Below are 23,992 nucleotides of genomic sequence, written 5' to 3'. Positions count from 1 at the left end.
ATCAGAATACGAACCCAGCGGCGAAGCCGATCAGGCCGAGGGCCTCAACGAAGGCCATGCCGAGGAACATGTTGACGCGGAGGAACGACTTGATCTCGGGCTGACGAGCAGAAGCTTCCTGCGTCTTGGCGACGAGCATGCCGATGCCGATTGCAGGGCCGGTTGCAGCGAGGCCGTAACCGATGGTCGCGATGTTACCGACGACTGTATCCATAATTTCCTGTTTCCTTTGTTGTTGAGTGGTTGACCCAAGTATCAGTGCTCTTCAATCGACAGCGAGATGTACACTGCCGCGAGAAGAGCGAAGATGTAGGCCTGGAGGCCTGCGACGAGGATCTCGAAGACGACGACACCGATGCCACCCAGGAGGGTAACGGAGCCAGCGAGGATGCCGGTCAGGCCGCCCATCGAGAAGTACAGCGCGTGCGTTGCCGCGAAGCAGAGCACGAGCAGGAGGTGACCCGCCACCATATTGGCGAGAAGACGAATAACGAGAGTTGCCGGGCGGACGATGAAGTTCGAGAGGAACTCGATCGGGGTCATCAGAATATAGACCGGCCACGGGACTCCCGCGGGCATGAGCTGGCTCTTGAAGTAGCCACCGACGCCATGAACCTTGATGCCTGCCGCGATAAACATGATGTAGGCGAACAGGGCAAAGATGATCGGCATACCGATCAGCGATGTCGAGGCGATGTGCAGGCCTGGGATGACACCCGTGATGTTCATGAACAGAATGCCGAGGAACATCGTGGCGAGAGCAGGCAGGTACTTGCCCGCCTTCTCCTCACCGAGGACTTCGTAACCGATCGACTTGCGGATGAAGTCGAGGATGTATTCGAAGGCGGCCTGGGCACGGCCCGGGACGAGCTTTGCACGCTTGGCGTACAGGATGCAGATAATCGCAAGAACGGCGACGGCAATAAGGCGCGCCATGATGATGCGGTTAATCGCGAACGGAGTCCCAGCAAAGAGGTAGGGCTCCGGGAAAAACTCGTCCATGGTCGGTGCATGGAAGCCGGATTCTTCCGCCGCGAGACGGAGGCGCCCGGCCTGGGCTGCGAGCTCAAACGAGGCGTTTGCGAACAGAATGGCCCCCAGAAAGTGAGTGGGTGGTTGAGCATCTTAGCCAGTTCGACACAGAACTGCTGAGCTCATTGCGGACGAGATTCATGGTAACTGATTTGATTCGCAAATTGTGAGCCCGTGACCACAGTTACGGGACGTATGTCCTATGCTCGCGTCCGAGCAATGGTGATTGTATCGACTGCAAGAGAGACGACAACCGCGCCAACAAAACCTAGCAATAGAGCCGTTTCGTTGAAGAAATCAAACCTCTGAAGACTGACAAAAACGACGAAAAGGATTGCAATTTTCAGCAGGTATCCCCCAAGCAGCACCGACATATCGTTGATACCGGGGCGCTTCTCTGTGAGTATCATCACCGCAAGAGTGAGACCCATCGCGGTACCTGCAATGCTGACACCGAGGAGAGCACCCCACAGGCCGGGCGTGCCATCGACCCCGTACCCGATCGCTCCCCCAAGGATGGCAAGGATCAGGTAGCCGATTGCGGTGCGGGCAGCAATCGCTCGGTAGAGCTCACCGGCGGTCGGCACATGACCCGGCTCGTGCTGCTTCTTGGACTTTCCGATCATGACTTACCGAGCCCGCCTTTCATTTCCCACCTCGTGTAACCAATGGCCACGAGAAGGCCAATGACCGCCAGGGAGGTAACGAGAACGGGATCCATGAAGGCAAGACCGACCGCAATGAAGGAGAACAGGGCGGACCACACGTAAATGACCTGCACGGCTCCACGGTGGGAGTTGCCGGCTCTCAGGAGCCTGTGGTGGAGGTGCCCAGCATCGGCGGCGAACGGGGACTGGCCTCGGACAAGCCTCCGCATCACGGCGAACATAAAATCTAAGAGTGGGATGAGGAGTACCCCGATGGGCAGAATAATCGGCATGAAAGCCGGGATTGTTCGGCTGGTCGCAATGCCGGGATCGATCTGTCCCGTGACGACAATGCCGGCAGCGGCGCAGACGAGGCCGAGCATGAGAGCACCGGAGTCACCCATGAAGATCGTTGCCGGATTGTAGTTGTGCGGCAGGAAACCAATACAGATACCGACCAGCGCAGCGACAACCACTACGGCGACCGACGAGTAGTCTCCCGGGGATGACTCCCTGGTGAGCATGTATGTGTAGATGAAGAAAGCGGCCGAACCAATTCCGACAACGCCCGCCGCCAGACCGTCGAGGCCGTCAATGAAGTTGATGGCGTTCGCGACGATAACGACAACGATGATCGTGAGGAACAGGGTGAGCCGGGTCGATCCCACGGTCAGTCCCCACACGGGGACGGACACGAACTGGACACCCTGCCACGCCATGACACCCGCGGCGAGGATCTCTCCGGCAAGCTTCGCGTACCAGTCGAGCTCCCAGATGTCGTCAATAATGCCAACCAGGCACATGAGTGCCGCACCGAGAAGGATCCCCCAGGCCGCCGAACCGGCAGCAAACTCTTGGCTGAGATAGGGGATTCTGCTCGCTACTGCGAACGCTGCCGCCAAGCCAATGAGCATGGCGAGCCCACCTAGGCGCGGGATTGGGACCGTGTGAACATCCCGGTCACGCACCTGCGTGATAGCCCCCGTCGCCAGTGCCACACGGCGGACGACGGGCACCATGAGGTAGGTGACCGCCGCCGCGATAAGCATGACGAGGAGGTAAACTCTCACGGCGCGGTGGGATCCTGAGAATCGGTATCGGCAGTCTCAGAAACTACCTCGGCAGACGCAGAGGCCGTGCTTCCCGCTTCCTCGGTCACGCCGCTGGCAGCGTCGGAAGCGCTACCGGGTTCATCCGTGGTGCTGCCTGGAAGCTCCTCGAGCTCAATGAGGGCCGCGATCTTCTCGCGTTCAATGGCGCCCTGGCGGAGAATCCGCGCAGGTTCGCTTGTCACGTCAACGATCGTAGAGGCCACTCCCCCGTCGGCCTTGCCGCCGTCCAGGTAGAGCGCAACGGACTGGCCGAGCATCTCCGTTGCTTCGTCGATTGTTGTTGCCGCAGGCTGGGCGTGAATGTTGGCCGAGGACACTGCGAGGGGCCCGGTCCGTTGCAGGAGCGCAAGAGCCGTTTCCGAGTCCGGCATACGAAGCGCAACGGTGCCGGCGGTTTCACCAAGGTCCCAGGCAAGCGAAGGCTGAGCCTTCACAATGATCGTGAGCGCTCCCGGCCAGAACTCCGCAATAAGGTCGCGAGCGGCCTGGGGAAGGCTTTCCGCGAGGGCTTCGGCGGTCTCCTTCGTGCCTACGAGAACCGGTGGCGGCATCTGACGTCCCCGGCCCTTCGCATCAAGAAGGTTCGACACCGCTGCCGGGTTGAAGGCGTCCGCCCCGATTCCATACACCGTGTCGGTCGGCAGGACAATGAGCTTACCGTTCGACACGGCAACCGAAGCGGCGTCGAGGGCCCCTGAGTCTGTTGTGCAGTCACGAATATCCACGGGAACTAGCTTCTCATACCGCGTACAAAAACCTCGGCCTGCCAGCCAGGTCTGGCTCCGTTCTTCCCGTCATACCCCACTCGCGAGCACACTCGACCAGAGCTTCTCCCTGGTTTTCGTCATGCTCCATAACAAGCACCCCTCCGGGCTTTAGAAGCTGGCGGGCACGAGCAACAAGGGCGCGGGGAATTTCGAGACCATCTTCTCCCCCACCCCACAGGGCGCGGGAAGGATCTTGACCAACCTCGGGAGGAACCTCAGAGGGAGGAACGTACGGTGGGTTGCTGACAACAACGTCAACCTGACCAAGCAGATCGTCGCAGACAGTCCGAGCATCGCCGTGCCTGACTTCAACGCCGTACGGCATAGCATTGCGCGACGCTGCCTCAACGGCAACGTCATCGAGCTCCACGGCAACCACCCGGGCGCCCGGTACTTCATCGGCAATGGAAATGGCGATGGCCCCGGAACCGGTGCAGAGGTCGACGACAAGCGGTGAAGGGCCAGCTTTCGTGGCGGCTTCTATAGCTTTACCTGCAACCAGCTCTGTCTCGGGACGGACAATGAACACCCCGGGCTCGGCGGGAAGAACAAGGTTCCGGAAGTACATGGTTCCGGTCAGGTGCTGGAGCGGGATGCGAGCGGCCCTCTTCGCAACGAGATTCTCGTACTCTTTTGCCTGCCGGTCGGTGGGTTCGGGGGCCGTGATGAGGCTGGTTTCCGCAACGTGCTCGGCGAGCCACCGAGCATCGGCCTGCGGCGACTCGATCCCCGCCTCGGCGAGGATCGACTGGGCCTGAAGTCTGAGCGCCCGCCACGTGAGCCCCGGGAAACTTCCCGTCGAGGATTCTTCCCCGGGTACCGCGGGGGTCATTCTCCCGCGTTCTCGAGACGCTCCCGCTCATCCATTTCGCGAGCGGAGTCGATGACGGGGCCGAGCTCTCCGCCGAGAACGGTATCAAGGTTGTAGGCCTTGAAGCCGGTGCGGTGATCGGAGATCCGGTTTTCCGGGAAATTGTAGGTGCGGATGCGCTCCGAACGGTCCACGGTGCGGACCTGGCTGCGGCGCTGGGCCGCCTCCTCTTCGGCTGCGGCTTCCTGCTGTGCGGCTAGCAGGCGGGCACGAAGGACACGCATGGCGGCGTCCCTGTTCTTGTGCTGCGACTTCTCGTCCTGCATGGAGACAACGATGCCGGTGGGCACGTGGGTGATGCGGACGGCGGAGTCCGTCGTGTTAACCGACTGACCACCGGGGCCGGAGGAGCGGTAGACGTCGATGCGCAGGTCGTTCGGGTCGATCTCGACCTCGCCCGGGTCATCCACCTCGGGGAATACAAGAACGCCAGCGGCGGAGGTGTGGATGCGGCCCTGGGATTCGGTGACGGGCACGCGTTGCACGCGGTGCACGCCCGCCTCGTACTTCAGGTGGGCCCACACTCCATCGGCCGGGTCCTCGGGCGGCTGGGGGCTCTTCACGGCAACCTGGATAACCTTGTAACCGCCGAGGTCCGACTCAGTGGCGGACAGTGTCTGGTGCTGCCATCCCTTGAGCTCAGCAAAGCGGAGGTACATGCGGAGCAGGTCACCAGCGAAGAGGGCGGACTCTTCGCCGCCTTCGCCGGCCTTCACTTCAAGAATGACGTCGCGCGAATCGTCGGGGTCGCGCGGGATCAGGACGTTACGAAGCTCTTCGTCGAGCTCGTTAAACTTTGTTTCCAGGCCCGGGAGCTCATCGGCGAACAGTTCGCCATCCTCGCCGCCCAGTTCAACGATTTCCTTCGCCTCGGCGAAATCGTCGCGTGCGGTCATCCACTCCTGGTAGACCCGTACAACCCGGCCCAGCTCCGAGTAGCGACGCCCCAGAGACCGGAGCTTATCCGGGCTCGACAGCACCTCGGGGCTAGCCATCTGTTCCTCAATCTGATGGAACTCGGTGAGCATCTGGGCGGGAACTGACTCGTTCTGCATGGGTGGATCCTAAAGTTGAAGGGAAAACCAAAACTAATGCGGAAGGCGCCGGCGAGTATTCTCGCCGGCGCCCCCGTGAAAAGCTACTTCTTCCGCTTGCCGTAGCGTGCCTCGAAGCGAGCCACACGACCACCGGTGTCGAGAATCTTCTGCTTGCCGGTGTAGAAGGGGTGGCATGCCGAGCAGACGTCAGCGCGGATCTCTCCGGACGTCACGGTCGAGCGTGTCGTGAACTTGTTGCCGCAGGTGCAGGTGACCTCAGTGACAACGTATTCGGGGTGGATTCCCTGCTTCATGAGTTTTCTCCTTGGATCGTTCATGCCCCGGGTCCAACCCAATGATCGCGAGATCATCCGCGTGTCCGCGTGGTCGGTGAGCCGAAAGCCGTCAGGTAATTATCGTGCCGGAGTGGCCCGCCCCGCAAGGGGCGAGCCTGTGAGACTACTCTCCAGAGTTTCCGGCGCCCTGCATCGACTTGGCGATGGTCATGAGGAACTCGCCATTCGACTCGGTCTTGCGCAGGCGTCCGAGGAGGAAGTCGGAGGCCTCCTGGACCTCGAGTGTTCCCAGCGCACGACGCAGCTGCCACACAATCTTCAGCTCTTCGGGGCTGAACAGCAACTCCTCGCGGCGCGTGCTCGACGAGTTGACATCGACGGCCGGGAAGATACGGCGATCGGCGAGCTGACGCGAAAGTCGGAGCTCCATGTTGCCGGTGCCCTTAAATTCCTCAAAGATCACTTCGTCCATCTTCGAACCGGTCTCAACAAGAGCGGATGCGAGGATCGTGAGCGATCCGCCGTTCTCAACGTTACGAGCGGCACCGAAGAAGCGCTTCGGCGGGTAGAGAGCGCCGGCGTCGACACCGCCGGACAGGATCCTGCCCGAAGCCGGGGCCGCAAGGTTGTAGGCCCTGCCGAGGCGGGTGATCGAGTCGAGCAGAACAACAACATCCTGGCCCAGCTCAACGAGACGCTTCGCACGCTCAATGGCGAGCTCGGCAACAACGGTGTGCTCGGAGGCGGGACGGTCGAAGGTCGAAGCAATAACTTCGCCCTTGACCATGCGCTGCATGTCCGTCACTTCCTCCGGGCGTTCGTCAACAAGAACGACCATGAGGTGAACATCGGGGTTGTTGACAGCGATGGCGTTCGCGATCTGCTGCAGGATCATCGTCTTGCCAGCCTTCGGCGGGGAGACGATGAGGCCACGCTGACCCTTGCCGATCGGGGCAACAAGGTCGATAACGCGGGGAGTGATCGCCTTTGGCGACGTCTCCATGCGAAGCATCTCGTTCGGGTAGAGCGGCGTCAGCTTGCCGAACTCGGGGCGCTTCAGAAGGTCCTCGAGGGTCAGGCCGTTCACCGAGTCGATCTGGACGAGGGGGTTGAACTTGTGGCGCTGGCGGCCACCCCTACCCTGACCGGACGATTCACCAAGGTCACGAACGGCGCCGACAATGGCATCGCCGCGACGGAGGCGATTCTTCTTGATCAGTGCCTGTGAAACGTAGGCATCGTTCGGGCCGGGCAGGTAACCGGCGGTACGCAGGTAGGCGTTGTTGCCGTCGATGTCGAGGATGCCGGCGACCTTCAGGAGGACATCGCCATCCCGAACCTGGTCGTTGAAGTCCGAATCCTGGTCGTTTGAACGCTGGCCCCGCTGGTTGTCGCGGTCCGAGCGGTCGCCACGGTCCTGGCGGTCGTTACGATCCTGGCGATTACCCCGATCGTTACGGTTACGGTTGTTGCGATCCCGGCGGCGATCGTTGCGGCGGCGACGACCATCACCCTCACCCTCATTCTGATCATTATCGCCATTGTCGCGGCGATCTTGACGATCGCTGCGGTCGGCGCGCTCAGCACGATCGGAGGCTCGGGATCCACGATCATCCCGGCCGGTACGCTCGCGGCGGTGCGATTCTTCGGCCTTGCGGGAGGCAGCTTCGCCCAGGGCCTCAAGGGCGGCGAGCTTGTCCTCGGGAAGTTCAGCGTCGGAATCGGCAGCGGGCGCGGATTCCTTGGCGGCGGGCACGGGAAGATCCAGGGTCGGCGCGGGGCTCGACTCGTCCTTCTTCTCGGCGGCCTGGTCTGCCTTCTTCTCGGACTTCTCTTCAGCCGAGGCAGATTCCGTCTTCTTGGCGGGAGTAGTGCTCTTCTTGGAGTCGCGAGCCTCCCTAATGGATGTAATTAAGTCATTGCGACGGGCCTTGGCATCGAGCTTGAGCCCCATGTCGGCCGCGAGCTCCTGGAGCTCGCCAAGTCGCATAGCAGTCAACGCTTTGCGAGGAGCGGAGGAATTTTCGCTCACTAGTTTCCTTCCTCGATTCCCGCATGATAGGCGGGCGAGATACGTAGGTTTTCAGCGCTATCAGGAAAATAAGAGTTGCAATGTCCCAAAAACTAGCGCTGAGGGGACGGCACCATACGAGGGCATAGCCGCATCGCACTTCAATCGGTGCTGGCGACAGCCTATCAGGTCATGAGAAGATTTGGCATATTCGAGCCAGATCACACCAAACTCCGAGGGCACTGCTATCGGTACCGGGGACTTTGAAGGTGCTGTTCAGAGCGACGCCGAGTGGACTAGTAGCGACCGGCCCCACTTCCCCACGCAGGCCAGGATGTCAGACCAGCCGGGATGTCAGACCAGCCAGGATGTACAACACGTCAGGCAACGGCATCAACCCGTGCACGGTGGTGTAAATGTTGAGCATATTCCATCAGCAATTCAAATATATTGCCTCGGTGCGCGAAGGAAACTTGCTGTCTCGTTCCAGTCTGTTGACACGTCGCTGTCGTCATAGAGACGTGAGGTCGCGTCGGGTTTCGTGACGCACCATTCTTTCAGCGTTGCAGGAATGCCGCTTTGTATGTTGAGAGCCCGATCCTCAGATGGTGAAGACCGGGCTCTGCCTATTAAAAGTGTTCTTAACCGTGTTCTATTGAAGATGGTGAAAGCGCTAGCTTTCGACGATTCGTGCACCCTCGCCAATTCCGGGGGTGGTGACGGCAAAGCCGCGGGCCTCAAGAATTCGGCAGGTCTGAGCGTCGAGCTCGTCGAGAACAAGGATTGCGGGGCCGGCGCCGGAAATAACCGCCGGCCATCCCGACGAGCGTAGGGCATCGAGCACTTCGGCCGTTGCCGGCATGGAACTCGAGCGATACTCCTGGTGGAGACGATCGCGGGTCGCTTCGTGTAGAAGATCGAGATCGTGGCCGACCGCATGGACGAGGAGCGCGCTGCGTGATGCGTTGAATGCCGCATCGACGTGCGGAACGGAGGTCGGAAGGGCCGCCCGTGCGGTCGACGTCGGGAGGACATCCGTGGGCACAAGAAGCGTTGTCCGCAATTCCGGGTGCAGGTCAAGGCTGGCGGCGTGGGATCGTCCCGATTCTGACCAGGACACGACCGCCCCACCATAGACGGCGGGGGCGGCGTTGTCGGGATGTCCTTCGAACTCGGTTGCGAGGGTGAGGACATCTTCCTTCGTGAACAGGTCGGGGCGTCCGAGGAAACCGGCGGCAAGCGTCAGGCCAGCGACGACTGCGGCGGCCGAGGAGCCGAGGCCTCTGGACTGGGAGATGCCGTTGCGGCAGACCATCCGAACGCCCGCGAGCGGCAGACCGGCGAACTCAAAACCGCGCATCAGGGCCCTGACGACAAGGTGGGACTCGTCGGTCGGGAGCTCGCCCTGGCCTTCACCCAGGATCTCGACGGTGGTCTTGCCAGCGATGAGGGTCGCTTCAACTTCGTCGTAGATCCCGTGCGCCATGCCCAAGCTGTCGAAGCCCGGGCCGAGGTTGCCGGAGGTGGCGGGAACCCGCACTCGGAGAGTCTCGGTGACCTGACGCATTAGAGTCCCAGAACCTTGACTGCCGCTGCGACGGAAGGCTCGATGACATCCGGCTCGATGTTGCGACCCTCGAGTGCCGTTACCGTGTCCTTGAGACCGTTGCCGGTTACCGTGCACACGATCGTGGCGCCCTCGGGGACGGTTCCTGCCTTGCTGGCCTTGATAAGGCCAGCAACGGAGCTTGCGGAGGCGGGCTCAACAAAAACGCCGACCTCGGCCGCAAGAACGGCCTGGGCTTCAAGGATCTCGCCGTCGGTGACGCGATCGATGAAACCGCCCGAGGAGTCGCGGGCCTCTTCGGCGTACTTCCAGGAGGCGGGATTACCGATGCGAATGGCAGTGGCGACCGTCTCGGGGTCTTCGACGGGGTGGCCGAGAACAAGAGGAGCAGCTCCCCACGCCTGGTATCCCCACATCTGCGGAACCGTGTCGACGACCTTCTCCATATGGAGAGCCGAATCGTCGAACGAGGCGAGGGTGGTGCGTCCCGCGTATTCGTTGTAGCCCATCCAGTACGCCGTGATGTTTCCGGCGTTGCCAACGGGAAGGACGTGGATGTCCGGAGCCTTGCCCAGAGCATCAACGATCTCGAAAGCCGCTGTCTTCTGGCCCTGGAGACGGTACGGGTTCACGGAGTTGACGAGGTCAACGGGATGCATTTCGGTCAGCTCGCGGGTAATCCGCAGGCAGTCATCGAAGTTGCCGTCAACGGCTACGAGCTGTGCGCCGTGGACAATAGCCTGGGCGAGCTTGCCGGCAGCGATTTTGCCAGCCGGCAAAATAACCGCACATCCAAGACCCGCTGCCACGGCATAGGCCGCGGCGGAGGCGGAGGTGTTGCCGGTCGAGGCGCACGCAATGATTTCGGTACCGTCGGCCTTCACCTTGGAGACAGCGGAAGTCATGCCACGGTCCTTGAAGGAACCGGTCGGGTTCATGCCCTCAACCTTGACGTGAACGTCGGCTCCGACAAGATTCGACAGCTTGGGTGCGGGTACGAGCGGCGTGCCACCCTCGTAGAGGGTCACAACCGGATCGTTGTCCTCGAACGGGAGCCTGTCGCGGTACTCATTGATTACTCCCTGCCACTGGTGCGCCATCAGTTGCCCTCCACCCTCATGACCTGCAGAACGTCCTTGACATAGTCTGCGGCCTTAATCTTTTCAATTGCCGACTTTGCGTCGGCTGTGCGTGCCTCGTGCGTTGTCACGGTCAGGCGTGCACTCGACTCGGTGGCGGCGCTCTGGCGAACGGTCGAGATCGACACGTTGTTGTCCGCGAGCGCACCCGACAGCTGCGTGAGAACGCCCGTGCGGTCCTCAATTTCAAACTCGATTCGGAACGAGGATGTGCCCTCTTCCGGGGTGAGGATCGGCAGGTCTGCGTAGGTGAGCTCGCGGGGAGCCCGGCCGCCGTAGACGCGGTGCGAGGCCCCGGCGACAACGTCGGAGAGAACGGCCGATGCGGTGGGGTCGCCACCCGCTCCACGGCCATAGAACATGAGCCGACCGGCGCCGGCGGACTCGGTGACGACCGAGTTGAAGGAGCCGCGAACGGAGGCGAGGGGATGGTCGAGGGGCACGAGGGTCGGTTCGACGCTGAGCTCGATGCCGGCCTCCTGGCGGCGAGCAATGCCGAGGAGCTTGATGGCGAAGCCATCGCGCTTGGCGGCCGCAATATCCTCGGCGGTGATCGAGCGGATACCGGTGGTCGGAACGTTGTCGATAGAGACGCGCGTGTGGAAGGCAAGGGAGGCGAGGATCGCGATCTTCGCCGCAGCATCGTGACCGTCAACATCGGCGGTCGGATCTGCTTCTGCGTAGCCGAGGTCCTGGGCGAGTTTCAGGGCGTCGTCGAAGGACATCCCGTTGGTTTCCATCTCGTCAAGGATGAAGTTCGTGGTGCCGTTGAGGATTCCCATGACGGTCTCGACCCGGTCACCCGCCAGGGATTCGCGCAGGCCGTACACAACGGGGACGGCGCCGGCAACGGCGGCTTCGTAGTAGACGTCGACGTCGGCTTCGGCGGCGGCCTCATAAATCTCGGGGCCATGGGCGGCAAGCAGTGCCTTGTTGCCGGTGACAACGGTAGCGCCGTTCTTAATCGCGCCCAGAACGAGCGTGCGGGCGGGGTCGATGCCACCGATGAGCTCGATAACGATATCGGCCTTTGTTGTCAGTGCCTCGAGGTCGTCAGTCAGGAGCGTTCGGTCGATCTCCGGGTCGCGCGGCGCATCAATGTTGCGCACGCCGATGCCGACGAGTTCGAGTTCATCACCGGCACGCTGAGCGAAGTCCTTGCTCTGTGCCTTCAGCATCTTGGCAACCGCGGTTCCCACGGTTCCGCAGCCGAGCAGGGCAATCTTGACTGACATTCTTCCTCCGATTGGTGGCTGGGTGGTTCCCGGGGTTACAACTCCGGAAAGAGTCCGAGGACATCTTCCCAGGTTTCGGGGCGGACAAGCCAGGTCGTCCCCCTGTCGGACACGGCAAGCACCCCGGCGCGCTTTATCATGTTGTAGTTCGAGGCCATCGACCTGCCGTAGGCACCGGTGGCGGCGACAAGGAGCAGGTCTCCCCGAGACACATCGCCCGGCAGGGACACGTCCTTGATAACGATGTCTCCGGATTCGCAGTGCATGCCGACCACGCGGGTCGGGACGCCTTCAGCATCTGTTACTCGGTCAACGAGTGCCGTGTAGTCGGCGCCGTACAGGGCGGGACGAATGTTGTCGCTCATCCCACCATCAACCGACACGTACCGGCGTACCCCATCGTCCGTCATGACGTCCTTCGTGGCGCCGACGGTATACAGAGTCATTCCGGAAGGGCCGGAGATGGAACGGCCGGGCTCTATAGAAAGCCGGGGCACGTCGATGCCCTCGGCGGCACAGGCCGCCTCGAGAGCCGAGCGAATCCCGGCAAGCATCTGCTTCTCGGAAACCGGCTGGGGGTCCTCCCCTGTGTACTGGATCCCGTAGCCCCCGCCGAGGTCAACCTCGGGAACGGCAATGCCATTGCGGGTGAGCTCTCCGGCGAAAGCAATGACGGCGCTAGCCGCTGCCGCAAAACCTTCCGGATCGAGGATCTGGGAGCCGATGTGGGAGTGCAGTCCAAGGAACGACAGGTTCGGGTGGTTGGCAATTGCCGTGACAACGTCGCGTGCCGCACCCGTGGCTAGCGAGAGACCAAACTTCTGGTCCTCGTGGGCAGTTGCAATGAACTCGTGCCCGCCTGCGTGGACGCCGGTTGTCACGCGAACGAAGCAGGGAGCCACCCTGCCAAGCCTGCTGGCAATGTCTGCGAGCTGTTCAACTTCGCCCGGGGAGTCAACAACGATTCGGCCCACGTTGTTCTCGAGGGCGAGCTCAAGAAGAGCATCGGACTTCGAATTGCCGTGCAGTCCGATCTTTTCTCCAGGAACGCCACCCGCGAGCGCGGTGCGCAACTCACCTTCGGACGCGGTGTCGATGTAGAGACCTTCCTCCACCATCCACCTTGCAAGTAGCGGAGAGAGGAAGGATTTACCGGCGTAGTAGACATCGCCGTCCCCGATAGCATCCACCCACGCACGGGCGCGGGACCTCATGTCATCCTCGTCAACGAGATAGACGGGGGTGCCGCGGACTGCCAGATCGGACAGGGCGTGACCGGCGAGGGTCAGCTTGCCCTCCGTGCATGCGAGATTCGCGGGCCAGGGGCCGGTGCCCGGCTCCGGAGCCGGGATTGAGGCAAGCGGGGCGAACGACATTTACATCTGCTCCGGGGCAGAAACACCAACAAGGTCAAGGCCGTTGGCGAGGACCTGGGTGGTGGCGTCGTTGAGCCACAGGCGCGCCGAGTGCCCCTCGTTTACTTCTTCGTCGGCACGCGGGGTGACGCGGGTCTGACCGTACCAGGTGTGGTAGGCGGCCGCGAGCTCCTCGAGGTAGCGAGCAATACGGTGCGGTTCACGTAGCGCTGCACCCTGGGCAACGACCTCCGGGAACTGAGCTAGAACACCCAGGAGGGAGGAGTCGGCCGGGTGGTCGAGGGCGGCAGGGTTGAATTCGTCGCGGGCCACGCCATGCTCGGCGGCGTTCTTGGCAACCGAACGCGTACGAGCGTGCGCGTACTGAACGTAGTACACGGGGTTCTCGTTCGTGCGGGAAGCCAGCAAGTCAAGATCCAGCTCCAGGGTCGTGTCAACGGAAGAGCGGACGAGCGAGTAGCGAGCAGCGTCGACACCAACGGCATCAACAAGGTCTTCGAGGGTGATGATTGTGCCGGCACGCTTGGACATGCGAACGGGTTCACCATCCTTCACGAGGTTCACCATCTGACCGATGAGAATCTCCATGTTCTGCCGTTCACCAGCCGTGTCACCGAAGGCCTGCGCCATGGCGTACATGCGGCCAACGTACCCGTGATGGTCTGCACCCAGCATGATGATGACATGGTCGGCACCGCGCTCACGCTTGTCCAGGTAGTAGGCAACATCGCCAGCGAAGTAGGCGGCACCACCGTCCGACTTGATGACAACGCGGTCCTTGTCGTCCCCAAACTTTGTCGTCTCAATCCAGGTAGCACCGTCCTTATCGTAGACATGACCGCGCTCGCGGAGGACCTCGATCGAACGATTGACGGCACCTGACTCGTGGAGGGCGTCCTCGTGGAAGTAGACATCAAACTTGACGCCGAAGTCGCCGAGGGCTTCCTTGATCTCCCCAAACATGAGGTCGACACCGCGGGAGCGGAACACTTCCTGCGCCTCATCGTCCGGGAGGGTCAGCGGATCGGGCTCCCCCGCCTGCGCGCAACCGGCTATGACGCGCTCTGCAATGTCGGTGATGTAGGCGCCGCCATAGCCATTCTCGGGGGCTTCCTCACCGCGCGCACGAGCCAGGAGGGACTCGGAGAAGCGGTCGATCTGCGAGCCGTGGTCGTTGAAGTAGTATTCGCGGGTCACGGTCGAACCTGCGGCCTCCAGAAGACGCGCCAGGGAATCGCCAACCGCCGCCCACCGCACGCCACCGAGGTGAATCGGACCGGTCGGGTTCGCGGAAACAAACTCCAGGTTGACGGAACCGGGCGTGGAGTTGCTTCGCCCATATTCGCGACCGGCGTTAAGAATCGTGCGAGCAAGCTCGCCTGCGGCGCCGGCTGCCAGGCGGATGTTGACGAAGCCGGGCCCCGCCACGGTCGCCTCGTCAATGCCGTCCCTGGTCGCGAGCCGTTCAGCAACAATGGTCCCCAGGTCGCGCGGGTTCGTGCCCGCCTTCTTTGCAAGCTGCATGGCAACGTTTGTGGCCCAGTCGCCATGATCTCGGTTGCGTGGGCGCTCCACCTTGACCGCGGGGAGCTCATCGGCGGACACGTTCACTGCACCATCCGCTACCGCCTCGGCAAGGACGGAGTCGATGAGTGCGCTGAGTTCTTCTGGAGTCATGTCACCAGTCTAGCGACGGTACCGCTCCTCCATCATCTTTGCTATGTAAATGTGTGCCAAGACGCCCCCTATGCATGGTGTCTCACAGGGTTTCAGTTAGCCCGGGGCCGCCGGGTGCTGATAAAGTCATGAATTGCGCCCCGGTAGCTCAGGGGATAGAGCGTCTGCCTCCGGAGCAGAAGGTCGTAGGTTCGAATCCTATCCGGGGCACCAGCCCCACGGCCCTGGTCACCGCACGAAACTGCGAGGATCAGGGCCGTTCGCATGTCACGGCTCCTGCGCCTGCTTGTCTCGGTTCTCAATCAACTCTCTGGCGAGGGATGGCCGGTCGGTAATGATTCCGTCGGCACCCATGTCGAGGATCTCGATCATGTCCTTCACTTCGTTGATCGTCCAGATATGAACGGCAAGTCCGTGACCGTGAGCAATGTCGATCAGCTTCTTACTAAGAATCCGCACCCCGTGGAAATTCATTGGCATCTGCACACACGCCGCACCGTCACTCGGTCCAGGCACAGCCTTCATGACCAAGTCACTCAGGAAGCTCGGAAGGATTGATGCCAAGACAAGGCGGGCAACACCGCTTGTCCCGAGGCTCGTCGCCACTCCGGGTACGGCTGTGCGGATTCTGCGAAGCCTCTTTTCGGAGAAGGAGGCTACCAGTACCTGATCGAGATAGTCGCTGCATCGCAGGAGCTCAATCATGGGTTCTACCGTGCCATCGACCTTTGCATCGATATTGAAGTCAATGTCCGGGAAACCATCGAGAGCGGCTTTGACCGTCATGGGCGCATGTCCCGACTCGTCTCGAAGCTGGCTGACCTCGGCCCAAGAAACCTGTGAGATTTCGCCGGAACCATTCGTCGTGCGGTCGAGTAGCGGATCGTGAATCAGGATGAGCACACCGTCGGATGTGGCTTGGGCATCGGTTTCAATGTAGTTAAAACCCTGAGCCCTCATCCCCTCGAACGCTTGAACGGAGTTTTCCGGATATTCGTCGGCACCGCCCCGGTGCGCGAGGACAATCGGCTTATCTGTACGCTCCCACGATCTCATGAACCTATTGTCCCATCAGCGCAAAGAGATCACGACCGACCGGGTGGTTCGATGGTGAGCTAGGAGCAGAGCTCAGAAAGATCAACCGCACCGCGCTCGCTCAGGAAGCCAAGCGGGTTGACCGTGGTTCCCTCTTCATCGGTGTGAATCTCGAGATGAAGGTGCGGGCCGGTCGACCGTCCGTTGCTACCGACATCAGCAATGTGCTGACCAACCTCAACCTGCTCGCCCTCGGTGACGTGCAGACCGTCGTCGTACATGTGGACGTACCAGGACCAGAACACTTCACCATTCACGTCGTGCTTGATGATGATGAGATTCGAGGACCGACCGTCCTTACCAACGCCAACATATTCGACCGTGCCCTCGGCAATCGCGTAGATCGGAGTTCCGGCCTCTGCAGCAAAGTCGGAACCAAGGTGGTTGTGATATCCCCCGCCGAACGGGATCACACGCCATCCATACCCAGACGAGAGACGGTAGTCGTTTTCCTTCACCGGCATGACCAAAGCATCCTTCGCGGGTGCCCTTAATGCATCAACCATGCCGTTAGCAGATTCAGCCGTCTGGCACACAGCGAGCTCAGCCTCGGCCTCAGCAGCAACCTCACGTGCGCCCCGAAGCCGATCAATGCTCGAAGCATCCGCACTCGCAGCTAACGAGGAAGGAACGGAGACATCGGGAACGGGTGCTTCGCCAAGCGAAGAGGTCACCGGAACATGGGCGGTTACGGCGGCAGCCGACTGGCCGGTTCCAGAAATAACGGTGGCAACACCGAGCCCGGCAAACATCGACGAGGTGGCGGCAACCACGGCCCGCGCCCTCATTTGACGCTTGGCTACAGTCCGCTCAGCATCCCTGGCCTTGCGAACTTCACCGCGGGAAACAACCGAAGTATCTGGCATCTCAACCGCGGCAAACTTTTCTGTCGGACTCTCTTCAGTGACCAGCGCGGGCTCGTAGGTGATCTCCGGGGTAACAGCAACGGGCTGTTCACCGACAAGATCAGCCTGCTCGTCAGCACTCATTGGGGAGACCGGCTCGGCAACAGTCGGGTCAGGTTCATCTGCCTGGTCATTATTCTGGGCAACAGACTGCAGGGGTCCTTCGGCAAGCCCGGGAACGGTCGGCGCGGATTGCTCCGCCTCCACACGTGGAACTTCTTCACCCACAACCGAAGCGGCGGCAGGTTCGTTTGCTGAGACCGGGGCGGGCTGTTCGACCAGCGTCGACCTGACCTCTACTACCTTGTTCGCACTGGCGGCGGCGAGCCTGCGAGCTCTCCTGCGTCCGACAAATACGGGCTCTTCGGCCAAAGCCGGGGCACTTGGCACAGGGTTTTCGGCGTTATCGGGCACGGCAGGCGCCGACTCTTCAGCGACGACTAGCTCGATCGGCACCGGGGCAGAATGCTTTCCCACGGACTCACTCTCACATCGATAACAACAGGTAACGAATAGATAACGTTACCAGACAAATGATATCGAGTTTTGTGGCAGTCAGCACCCGCCTCTCGCCACGGAAATTCGGCTGTTCTTATTCACGCATCGCGCTGCATCGAGTCCCGGACCTCTCCTACCAGCTCTTCGAGGATGTCTTCGAGGAATAGCACGCCCATGGAACCACCGTTCACATCTTTAACTTCCACAAGGTGAATTCCGTCACGTTTCATGATGGCTAAAGCGGATTCGACTTCGTCTCCGCCCGGCACGCACGCCATGGTACGGATCTTGAAGGGCGCCACCGGCATATCGCGCGACGCTCCGACCACACCGATGATGTCTTTCAGGTGGAGGTATCCGACGAAGTCCCGGTTGTTTGCCTTCACAACAAAGCGGGAGTACCCGGTTCGGGCTACCAGTTCTTCGAGATCCGCCGGGGTGGTTTCAGTGCCTACCGTGAACACTTCGTCGCGAGGCACCATGACCTCCGCAACGGTCAGGTCGGAAAACTCGAGCACCCCGGACAGTAGGCCGATCTCATCTTCAAGAACACCGGCACGCTGCGAGGTCTCAACAATTGACGCCACCTCGTCTGCGGTAAAGGCAGAGGCAACCTCGTCCTTCGGCTCGAATCCGAACAGTTTGATGATGTGGTTGGCAAGCCAGTTAAGCGAAACAACAATTGGCTTGAAGATCCGCGTGATCAGAACGAGCGGCGGCGCAAGAATCAGAGCCGCCTTCTCGGGAACGGTCACGGCCAGATTCTTTGGAACCATTTCACCGATGACGACGTGCAGGTAGACGACCACGACGAGGGCAATAACGAAGGCCACGGAATGTGCTGCGGCGCTCGGTATCCCGAGCGATTCGAAGGGCCCAATCAGGGCGGAGGCGATCGCCGGTTCGGCAACCGCACCGAGGGACGTGGAACAGAGCGTCACGCCGAGCTGGCAGGAGGCGAGCATGAGGGTGACGTTCTCGAGCGCCCACAGCACTGTCTTCGCCGACTTTGATCCCGCATCGGCCAGCGGCTCAATCCGGGACCTGCGTGCGGACATGACCGCGAACTCGGCGCCAACGAAGAACGCGTTGAGCGCGAGGAGGACCAAACCAACTATGAGGGCGGTTGTCGTGCTCATTCCGTCGCCTCCGTGTTGAGGGCGCGGGCTCTGATAGAGACGACACGTCGGCCTTCCAGCTTCTCAACGGTGAGGGAGACGCCGTCGCTTTCGACCGTGTCCCCCACCTCGGGCAGGCGGCCCAGCTCGGTCATGATGTAACCGGCAAGCGTTTCGAAGGGTCCGTCGTCGGGAACGTTTATTCCGGCTTCGCGGGCAAGCTCATCGGGCCGCATATCGCCGGGAATCAACCAGCCGTCTGCTGAAAACCGCGCGCGGAGCCTGCGCGGATCGTGCTCGTCGGCAACCTCGCCTACGATTTCTTCGACGCAGTCTTCGAGGGTCACGATCCCGGAGGTGCCTCCGTATTCGTCGAGCACCACCGCCATCTGCCCCGTGTCGCGCAGCTGAACGAGGAGGGGTGCAAGAGCCACCGTCTCGGGAACCCTCTCCACCTCTTTCATGAGGGATGAGGAAGTAACGGGAACATCGGCTCGCCTCTCGAACGGAATCGAGATCGCGCTCCGGAGGTTCACGAAGCCGCGAATGTCATCCAGGTCGTCGCCAACAACGGGGAACCGGGAGAATCCGGTCTTCCTCGCTAGCGAAATAACATCAGCTGCGCTGGCCTTGTGGTCGATCCACTCAACGCGTCCCCGGTCCGTCATGACATCCACAGCGGTGAGGCGGCCAATACCAATGGAGCGCGTAAGTAGACGCGCGGTTGAGATATCGAGGGTTCCCATGTTCGCGCTACGCCGGACGAGGGCCACGAGCTCGGTCGCTGAACGAGCACCGGAAAGCTCCTCCGCCGGCTCAATTCCAAACTTGCGGATAATCCAGTTCGCCGACGAATTAAGGCCGACGATAATGGGTCGAAGCAAGGTCGTGAACATACCCTGGATTGGCGCAACGACGCCGGCCGTGGACAGCGGATCCGCGAGCGCCATGTTCTTCGGAATCAGCTCGCCGAAGAGCATCGAGAACAGGTTGATGACGATCAGGGAGATAACGACCGCGAGGCCGATTGCGGCTGCCAGCGCCATGCCCGCCGACTGGAGTGGTCCTTCAAGGAGGTTTGCAAGGGCCTGCTGGGAGGTGTATCCCAGCAGGATTGTCGTCAGGGTGATGCCGACCTGCGCGGACGAGAGCTCGAGAGAAAGCTTCTTCAGGCCCTTGAGGGCAGCTGCGGCTCGCCGGTCACCGTCCTCAGCCTTCTTCTCAATCGTTCCGGGGTCCAGGGCAACAAGGGAGAACTCGGCTGCGACGAAAACAGCCGTTCCGGCAGTCAGAACTACGCCGAACAAGAGGAGGAGTATGTCCATAGTGACTTGATGCTACCGTGCCCTGGCGCCCTACCGGGTGCGTTACGGGCACTTACGAGCAACGTTGGACCACGTCACTCCCCGTGGACCTGCCCCGTGCTGTGGCACCGGCCGTGATAACCAGTCAAAGTCGCTCCACGGCTTCTTCTCGGCAAACCACGTCCCACGCTGGCGCAGAAGCTATCTCGCTCCCACCGCCGGGCTCTCAAGTTCAGGATTGCGCGCTCACTCGCTCTCCTCTGTAAACGCCCCGCACGAGGCACTCCATGCAGAACAGAATGTGGCATTTGTGTGGATCTCGTGAGACGCAATCATGACCGGCTCTTGACGGTGCCTCAAAAACCAATCCTGAGGAGCGGAAAACCGAGTCAATTTCGCGCTCCAATGGGTGGTCTGCGACAGAGGTCACCTAAACTAGATACGTTCCGCTGTTCATACACCTCGAAAGTAGGGCGACTAAAAGTGTCCGACAATAGCAGACGACCGGACGAGGACTTCGGCGCTAATCAATGGTTCATCGACGAGCTATACGCCAATTACCTCCAGGATCGTACGGCCGTACAGCCGCAGTGGCGCGAGCTGTTCCGGCGTTGGGAGAGGGAAGGTCGCAAGGCAAGCGTTCCGGCCCAGCCATCTCCCGAGTCCCAGGCGAGCGAATCCGCTCCCAAGGAGACCGCACCCAAGGCAAGCGCTTCCGCTCGCAAGGCTCAGCAGGAGCCCGACAATAGGAAGTCCGCTTCCGACCAGTCCCAGGTCCGATCGGACCTGCCGCCGGCTCCGCCGGTGGTCGCCACTCCCGCCACAACCCCCTATGCAGAGACATACGATCTCGCTCCAGCGGATGATGAGGGGGCGGATTCGACAATGAAGTTGCGCGGCGCAGCGGCCCGCACCGTCACGAACATGGAGAGCTCGCTCGGGATCCCCGTCGCAACCTCGGTTCGTGCCGTTCCCGCGAAGGTCCTGTTCGAAAACCGCGCGGTGATCAACACCCACCTGAAGAACAGTCGCGGCGGCAAGGTGTCGTTCACCCACCTCATCGGTTACGCCATGGTCGAGGCCCTCGTCGAGGTACCCGACATGAACAAGTCGTATTCGCAGACCGAGGACGGTAAGCCGGCGGTGCACGAGCCCGCACACGTCAACTTTGGTCTGGCTATCGACCTTCCGAAGCCCGATGGTTCCCGCACCCTTGTCGTTCCCTCGGTTAAGGCCGCGGAGACCATGGACTTCGTTCAGTTCTGGAGCGCCTACGAGGAGCTGGTCTCGAAGGCCCGCGACAATAAGCTCGGGGTCGAGGACTTCCAGCGGACCACGGCGACCCTGACGAACCCGGGTGGCATCGGAACCGTTCACTCGATCCCCCGTCTCATGAACGGCCAGGGAACGATTGTTGGCGTTGGCGCCATGACCTACCCGGCGGAGTTCGCCGGGTCATCCGACCGGGCTCTTGCTCGCCTGGGGGTCTCCCGCGTCGTCACCCTGACGTCCACCTACGATCACAGGATCATCCAGGGCGCCGCCTCCGGCGAGTTCCTGCGTGCACTCGAAGAGAAGCTCACCGGGCGGGACGGATTCTACGACCGCGTCTTCACGGCGCTCCATGTTCCTTACGAGCCGGTCCGCTGGCAGAAGGACATCGAGTACGACGCGAAGCGCGAGATGGGTAAGCCAGCTCGTATTGCCGAGCTCATCCACGCCTACCGTTCCCGCGGCCACCTCATTGCCGACACGGATCCGCTGGCCTACCGCAACAGGCGCCACCCGGACCTCGACATCACCCGGTACGGGCTAACCCTGTGGGATCTGGACCGGTCGTTCCCGACCGGCGGCTTTGCCGGCACCTCGCATCTGCTCCTGCGGGAAATCATCGACCAGCTCCGCGAATCGTACTGCCGCAACGTCGGCATCGAGTACATGCACATTCAGGATCCGGCGCAGCGCGAATGGTTCCAGGCGCGCCTCGAGCGGCCCCACACCGAACTGACCAGCGAGGACCGCCTTCAGATCCTCAAGAAGCTCAACGAAGCCGAGGCTTTCGAGACGTTCCTTCAGACGAAGTACGTCGGCCAGAAGCGCTTCTCCCTCGAGGGTGGCGAGTCCCTTATCCCGCTTCTCGACGCAATCCTTGACTCGGCGGCCGACTCCGGTCTCGAAGAGGTCGCGATCGCCATGGCGCACCGCGGCCGACTCAACGTGCTCACCAACATCGCGGGCAAGTCCTACCGTCAGGTCTTCACCGAGTTCGACGGCACCCAGGATCCCCGTTCCGTGCAGGGCACGGGCGACGTGAAGTACCACCTCGGCACGGAGGGCACGTACACGGCCCGCTCCGGTTCCACCACCGAGGTTTACCTGGCAGCCAACCCGTCGCACCTGGAAGCAGCAGACGGCGTTCTCGAGGGCGTTGTCCGCGCCAAGCAGGACCGCATCGACCTCGGTGAGGAAGGCTTCTCCGTCCTCCCGATCCTCATTCACGGCGACGCCGCCTTCTCCGGCCAGGGCGTTGTCACCGAGACGCTGAACTACAGCCAGCTGCGCGGCTACCGCACGGGCGGCACGGTTCACATCATCGTCAACAACCAGATCGGGTTCACGACCTCACCGGCTTCCGGCAGGTCCTCCTACTACCCGACCGATATCGCCAAGGGCCTGCAGCTCCCGATCTTCCACGTCAACGGTGATGATCCGGAAGCTGTCACCGAGGTGGCACGCCTCGCCTACGAATACCGGGAGACGTTCAACAAGGACGTCATCATCGACATGGTCTGCTACCGCAAGCGCGGACACAACGAGGGCGACGATCCGTCGATGACCCAGCCGGTCATGTACGGCCTTATCGAGTCGAAGCGCACCCCGCGTCAGCTCTACACCGAGTCCCTTCTCGGCCGCGGCGCCCTCACCGACGCCCAGGTCGAAGAGCTCGAAACCGACTTCCACAACATCCTCTCGGCAGCCTTCGACGAGGTGCGCGAATCGGAGAAGGAAACCGGTTACGGCTACCCGCACGTCGACACTGTCGCGGGACTCGAACTGCCGACCTCCCAGCAGGAGGATGCTGGCACGATTGTTGGGTGGACGTCGGCAACCAGCCCCGAAATCATCGCCCGAATCGGCGAAGCACACGTCCGTGCACCGGAGGGCTTCACCGTTCACCCGAAGATCGAGCAGCTCTTCGAACGCCGCAACAAGATGGCGTACGAGGGCGGCATCGACTGGGGCTTCGCCGAGCTCATTGCCTTCGGCTCCCTCCTGATCGAGCAGACCCCGGTCCGCATGTCCGGCCAGGATTCCCGCCGCGGCACCTTCGTTCAACGTCACGCCACGGCACACGACCTGACGACGGGCGCCGAGTGGACACCGCTCCGTCACCTGACCGAAGACCAGGCGAAGCTCTGGATCTACGACTCATCCCTGTCGGAGTTCGCTGTTCTCGGCTTCGAATACGGCTACTCGGTGGAACGCCCAGATGCTCTCGTTCTCTGGGAAGCGCAGTTCGGGGACTTCGCCAACGGCGCCCAGACCATCATCGACGAATTCGTGTCCTCCGCCGAGCAGAAGTGGAACCAGAGATCGTCGCTCGTCATGCTTCTGCCCCACGGCTACGAGGGCCAGGGACCGGACCACTCTTCCGCAAGGATCGAGCGCTTCCTCCAGCTGTGCGCCGACGACAACATGATCGTCATCCAGCCGTCGACACCGGCAAACTACTTCCACGCCCTGCGCACCCAGGCCTACAGCCGCCCGCGGAAGCCGCTGATCGTCATGACCCCGAAGCAGCTTCTGCGTCGCAAGGCCGCCAAGTCCGGCATCGAGGACTTCACGGCAGGCGGCTTCAAGCCCGTTATTGGCGAGGTCGACCAGAACCTGGATCCGAACGCGGTTAACCGGGTCATCATGTGCTCCGGCCGCGTCTACTACGACCTGGCCGAGCAGCGGGAAAAGCGTGGGGACACCCAGACCGCAATCATCCGCGTCGAGCAGTTCTACCCAGCACCGACCGAGGAGATCAAGGAAGCCATCGCCCCGTACGGCGATGCCGAACTGGTCTGGCTCCAGGACGAGCCGGCGAACCAGGGTGGATGGCCATTCCTGGCGCTCAACGTGTTCCCGGAGGTTGGCCCCGTCCGCCTCATCTCACGCCCCGCCGCCGCATCCCCCGCCACGGGCCTCTCGGTCCGCCACGTTGCGGAAGCCAAGGAACTGATGGACAAGGCGTTCACACGCTAGCCCATTCAGTGGCTAGACCAGCAGTTTAGCTTGACACTCCGCCGGCAGCCCACG

At 61.7% G+C, this 23,992-nt stretch carries 19 protein-coding genes and 1 tRNA gene; 2 read left to right on the top strand and 18 right to left on the bottom strand.

Features of this window, described 5'->3' with window-relative positions:
• Window position 1: 1 nt before the first annotated feature.
• From atpE to argS, 14 genes are all read right to left on the bottom strand, one after another.
• The gene (atpE, locus tag ACTHUY_RS00775) at window positions 2-214 is read right to left on the bottom strand and encodes an ATP synthase F0 subunit C (RefSeq protein ID WP_126703913.1); all 213 of its coding nucleotides are present in this window, start codon (window positions 212-214) and stop codon (window positions 2-4) included.
• Window positions 215-255: 41 nt separating this feature from the next.
• Window positions 256-1,002, bottom strand: a complete 747-nt coding sequence (atpB, locus tag ACTHUY_RS00770) for a F0F1 ATP synthase subunit A (protein ID WP_126703914.1) — start codon at window positions 1,000-1,002, stop codon at window positions 256-258.
• Between the two features lie 230 nt (window positions 1,003-1,232).
• Window positions 1,233-1,658: a hypothetical protein gene (locus ACTHUY_RS00765; protein ID WP_441654300.1), complete on the bottom strand. Its 426-nt coding sequence runs from the start codon at window positions 1,656-1,658 to the stop codon at window positions 1,233-1,235.
• Entirely contained in the window at window positions 1,655-2,749 is a 1,095-nt protein-coding gene (locus ACTHUY_RS00760) for an MraY family glycosyltransferase (RefSeq protein WP_441654299.1), read from the bottom strand. Before ACTHUY_RS00760 ends, ACTHUY_RS00765 begins: the two co-directional genes overlap by 4 nt.
• Window positions 2,746-3,516, bottom strand: a complete 771-nt coding sequence (locus ACTHUY_RS00755; protein ID WP_441654298.1) for an L-threonylcarbamoyladenylate synthase — start codon at window positions 3,514-3,516, stop codon at window positions 2,746-2,748. The genes ACTHUY_RS00760 and ACTHUY_RS00755 overlap by 4 nt, the downstream gene beginning before the upstream one ends.
• Before the next feature lie 13 nt (window positions 3,517-3,529).
• The gene (gene prmC / locus ACTHUY_RS00750) at window positions 3,530-4,390 is read right to left on the bottom strand and encodes a peptide chain release factor N(5)-glutamine methyltransferase (protein WP_441677229.1); all 861 of its coding nucleotides are present in this window, start codon (window positions 4,388-4,390) and stop codon (window positions 3,530-3,532) included.
• Window positions 4,387-5,484 carry a peptide chain release factor 1 gene (gene prfA, locus ACTHUY_RS00745; protein ID WP_441677227.1) on the bottom strand — a complete coding sequence of 366 codons (1,098 nt, stop codon included), beginning with the start codon at window positions 5,482-5,484 and terminating at the stop codon, window positions 4,387-4,389. Before prfA ends, prmC begins: the two co-directional genes overlap by 4 nt.
• An 83-nt stretch (window positions 5,485-5,567) precedes the next feature.
• The gene (gene rpmE, locus ACTHUY_RS00740) at window positions 5,568-5,780 is read right to left on the bottom strand and encodes a 50S ribosomal protein L31 (RefSeq protein WP_126703920.1); all 213 of its coding nucleotides are present in this window, start codon (window positions 5,778-5,780) and stop codon (window positions 5,568-5,570) included.
• Window positions 5,781-5,925: 145 nt separating this feature from the next.
• A complete protein-coding gene (gene rho / locus ACTHUY_RS00735; RefSeq protein WP_441654295.1) occupies window positions 5,926-7,794 on the bottom strand; it encodes a transcription termination factor Rho in 1,869 nt (622 codons plus the stop codon).
• Between the two features lie 652 nt (window positions 7,795-8,446).
• Entirely contained in the window at window positions 8,447-9,340 is an 894-nt protein-coding gene (thrB, locus tag ACTHUY_RS00730) for a homoserine kinase (RefSeq protein WP_441654294.1), read from the bottom strand.
• Window positions 9,340-10,440: a threonine synthase gene (thrC, locus tag ACTHUY_RS00725; protein WP_126703923.1), complete on the bottom strand. Its 1,101-nt coding sequence runs from the start codon at window positions 10,438-10,440 to the stop codon at window positions 9,340-9,342. Before thrC ends, thrB begins: the two co-directional genes overlap by 1 nt.
• Window positions 10,440-11,714: a homoserine dehydrogenase gene (locus ACTHUY_RS00720; protein ID WP_441654293.1), complete on the bottom strand. Its 1,275-nt coding sequence runs from the start codon at window positions 11,712-11,714 to the stop codon at window positions 10,440-10,442. The genes thrC and ACTHUY_RS00720 overlap by 1 nt, the downstream gene beginning before the upstream one ends.
• A gap of 35 nt (window positions 11,715-11,749) precedes the next feature.
• Window positions 11,750-13,090 carry a diaminopimelate decarboxylase gene (lysA, locus tag ACTHUY_RS00715; RefSeq protein WP_441654292.1) on the bottom strand — a complete coding sequence of 447 codons (1,341 nt, stop codon included), beginning with the start codon at window positions 13,088-13,090 and terminating at the stop codon, window positions 11,750-11,752.
• The gene (gene argS / locus ACTHUY_RS00710; RefSeq protein ID WP_441654291.1) at window positions 13,091-14,767 is read right to left on the bottom strand and encodes an arginine--tRNA ligase; all 1,677 of its coding nucleotides are present in this window, start codon (window positions 14,765-14,767) and stop codon (window positions 13,091-13,093) included.
• 137 nt (window positions 14,768-14,904) lie between these two features.
• Here argS and ACTHUY_RS00705 point away from each other — a divergent pair.
• Window positions 14,905-14,980: transfer RNA gene (locus tag ACTHUY_RS00705), tRNA-Arg, on the top strand.
• A gap of 54 nt (window positions 14,981-15,034) precedes the next feature.
• On the opposite strand, the gene ACTHUY_RS00700 is transcribed toward ACTHUY_RS00705, so the two are convergent.
• From ACTHUY_RS00700 to ACTHUY_RS00685, 4 genes are all read right to left on the bottom strand, one after another.
• Entirely contained in the window at window positions 15,035-15,823 is a 789-nt protein-coding gene (locus ACTHUY_RS00700) for a glycerophosphodiester phosphodiesterase (protein WP_441677225.1), read from the bottom strand.
• 59 nt (window positions 15,824-15,882) lie between these two features.
• Entirely contained in the window at window positions 15,883-17,244 is a 1,362-nt protein-coding gene (locus ACTHUY_RS00695) for a peptidoglycan DD-metalloendopeptidase family protein (protein WP_441677223.1), read from the bottom strand.
• A gap of 119 nt (window positions 17,245-17,363) precedes the next feature.
• Window positions 17,364-18,404 (bottom strand): hemolysin family protein, encoded by a 1,041-nt coding sequence (locus ACTHUY_RS00690; RefSeq protein ID WP_441677222.1) that lies wholly within the window; start codon window positions 18,402-18,404, stop codon window positions 17,364-17,366.
• Window positions 18,401-19,708 carry a hemolysin family protein gene (locus ACTHUY_RS00685; RefSeq protein ID WP_441654287.1) on the bottom strand — a complete coding sequence of 436 codons (1,308 nt, stop codon included), beginning with the start codon at window positions 19,706-19,708 and terminating at the stop codon, window positions 18,401-18,403. The genes ACTHUY_RS00690 and ACTHUY_RS00685 overlap by 4 nt, the downstream gene beginning before the upstream one ends.
• A gap of 462 nt (window positions 19,709-20,170) precedes the next feature.
• Between ACTHUY_RS00685 and ACTHUY_RS00680 the strand changes: the two genes are divergently transcribed.
• Complete coding sequence (locus ACTHUY_RS00680; protein WP_441677220.1) at window positions 20,171-23,938, top strand: multifunctional oxoglutarate decarboxylase/oxoglutarate dehydrogenase thiamine pyrophosphate-binding subunit/dihydrolipoyllysine-residue succinyltransferase subunit; 3,768 nt, start codon at window positions 20,171-20,173, stop codon at window positions 23,936-23,938.
• Window positions 23,939-23,992: the final 54 nt, after the last annotated feature.

This window comes from Flaviflexus sp. (assembly GCF_052087705.1).
Lineage (GTDB): Bacteria > Actinomycetota > Actinomycetes > Actinomycetales > Actinomycetaceae > Flaviflexus > Flaviflexus ciconiae.
The sequence above is the reverse complement of the archived record's forward strand: the minus strand, read 5'-3'. Positions and strand labels throughout refer to the sequence as shown.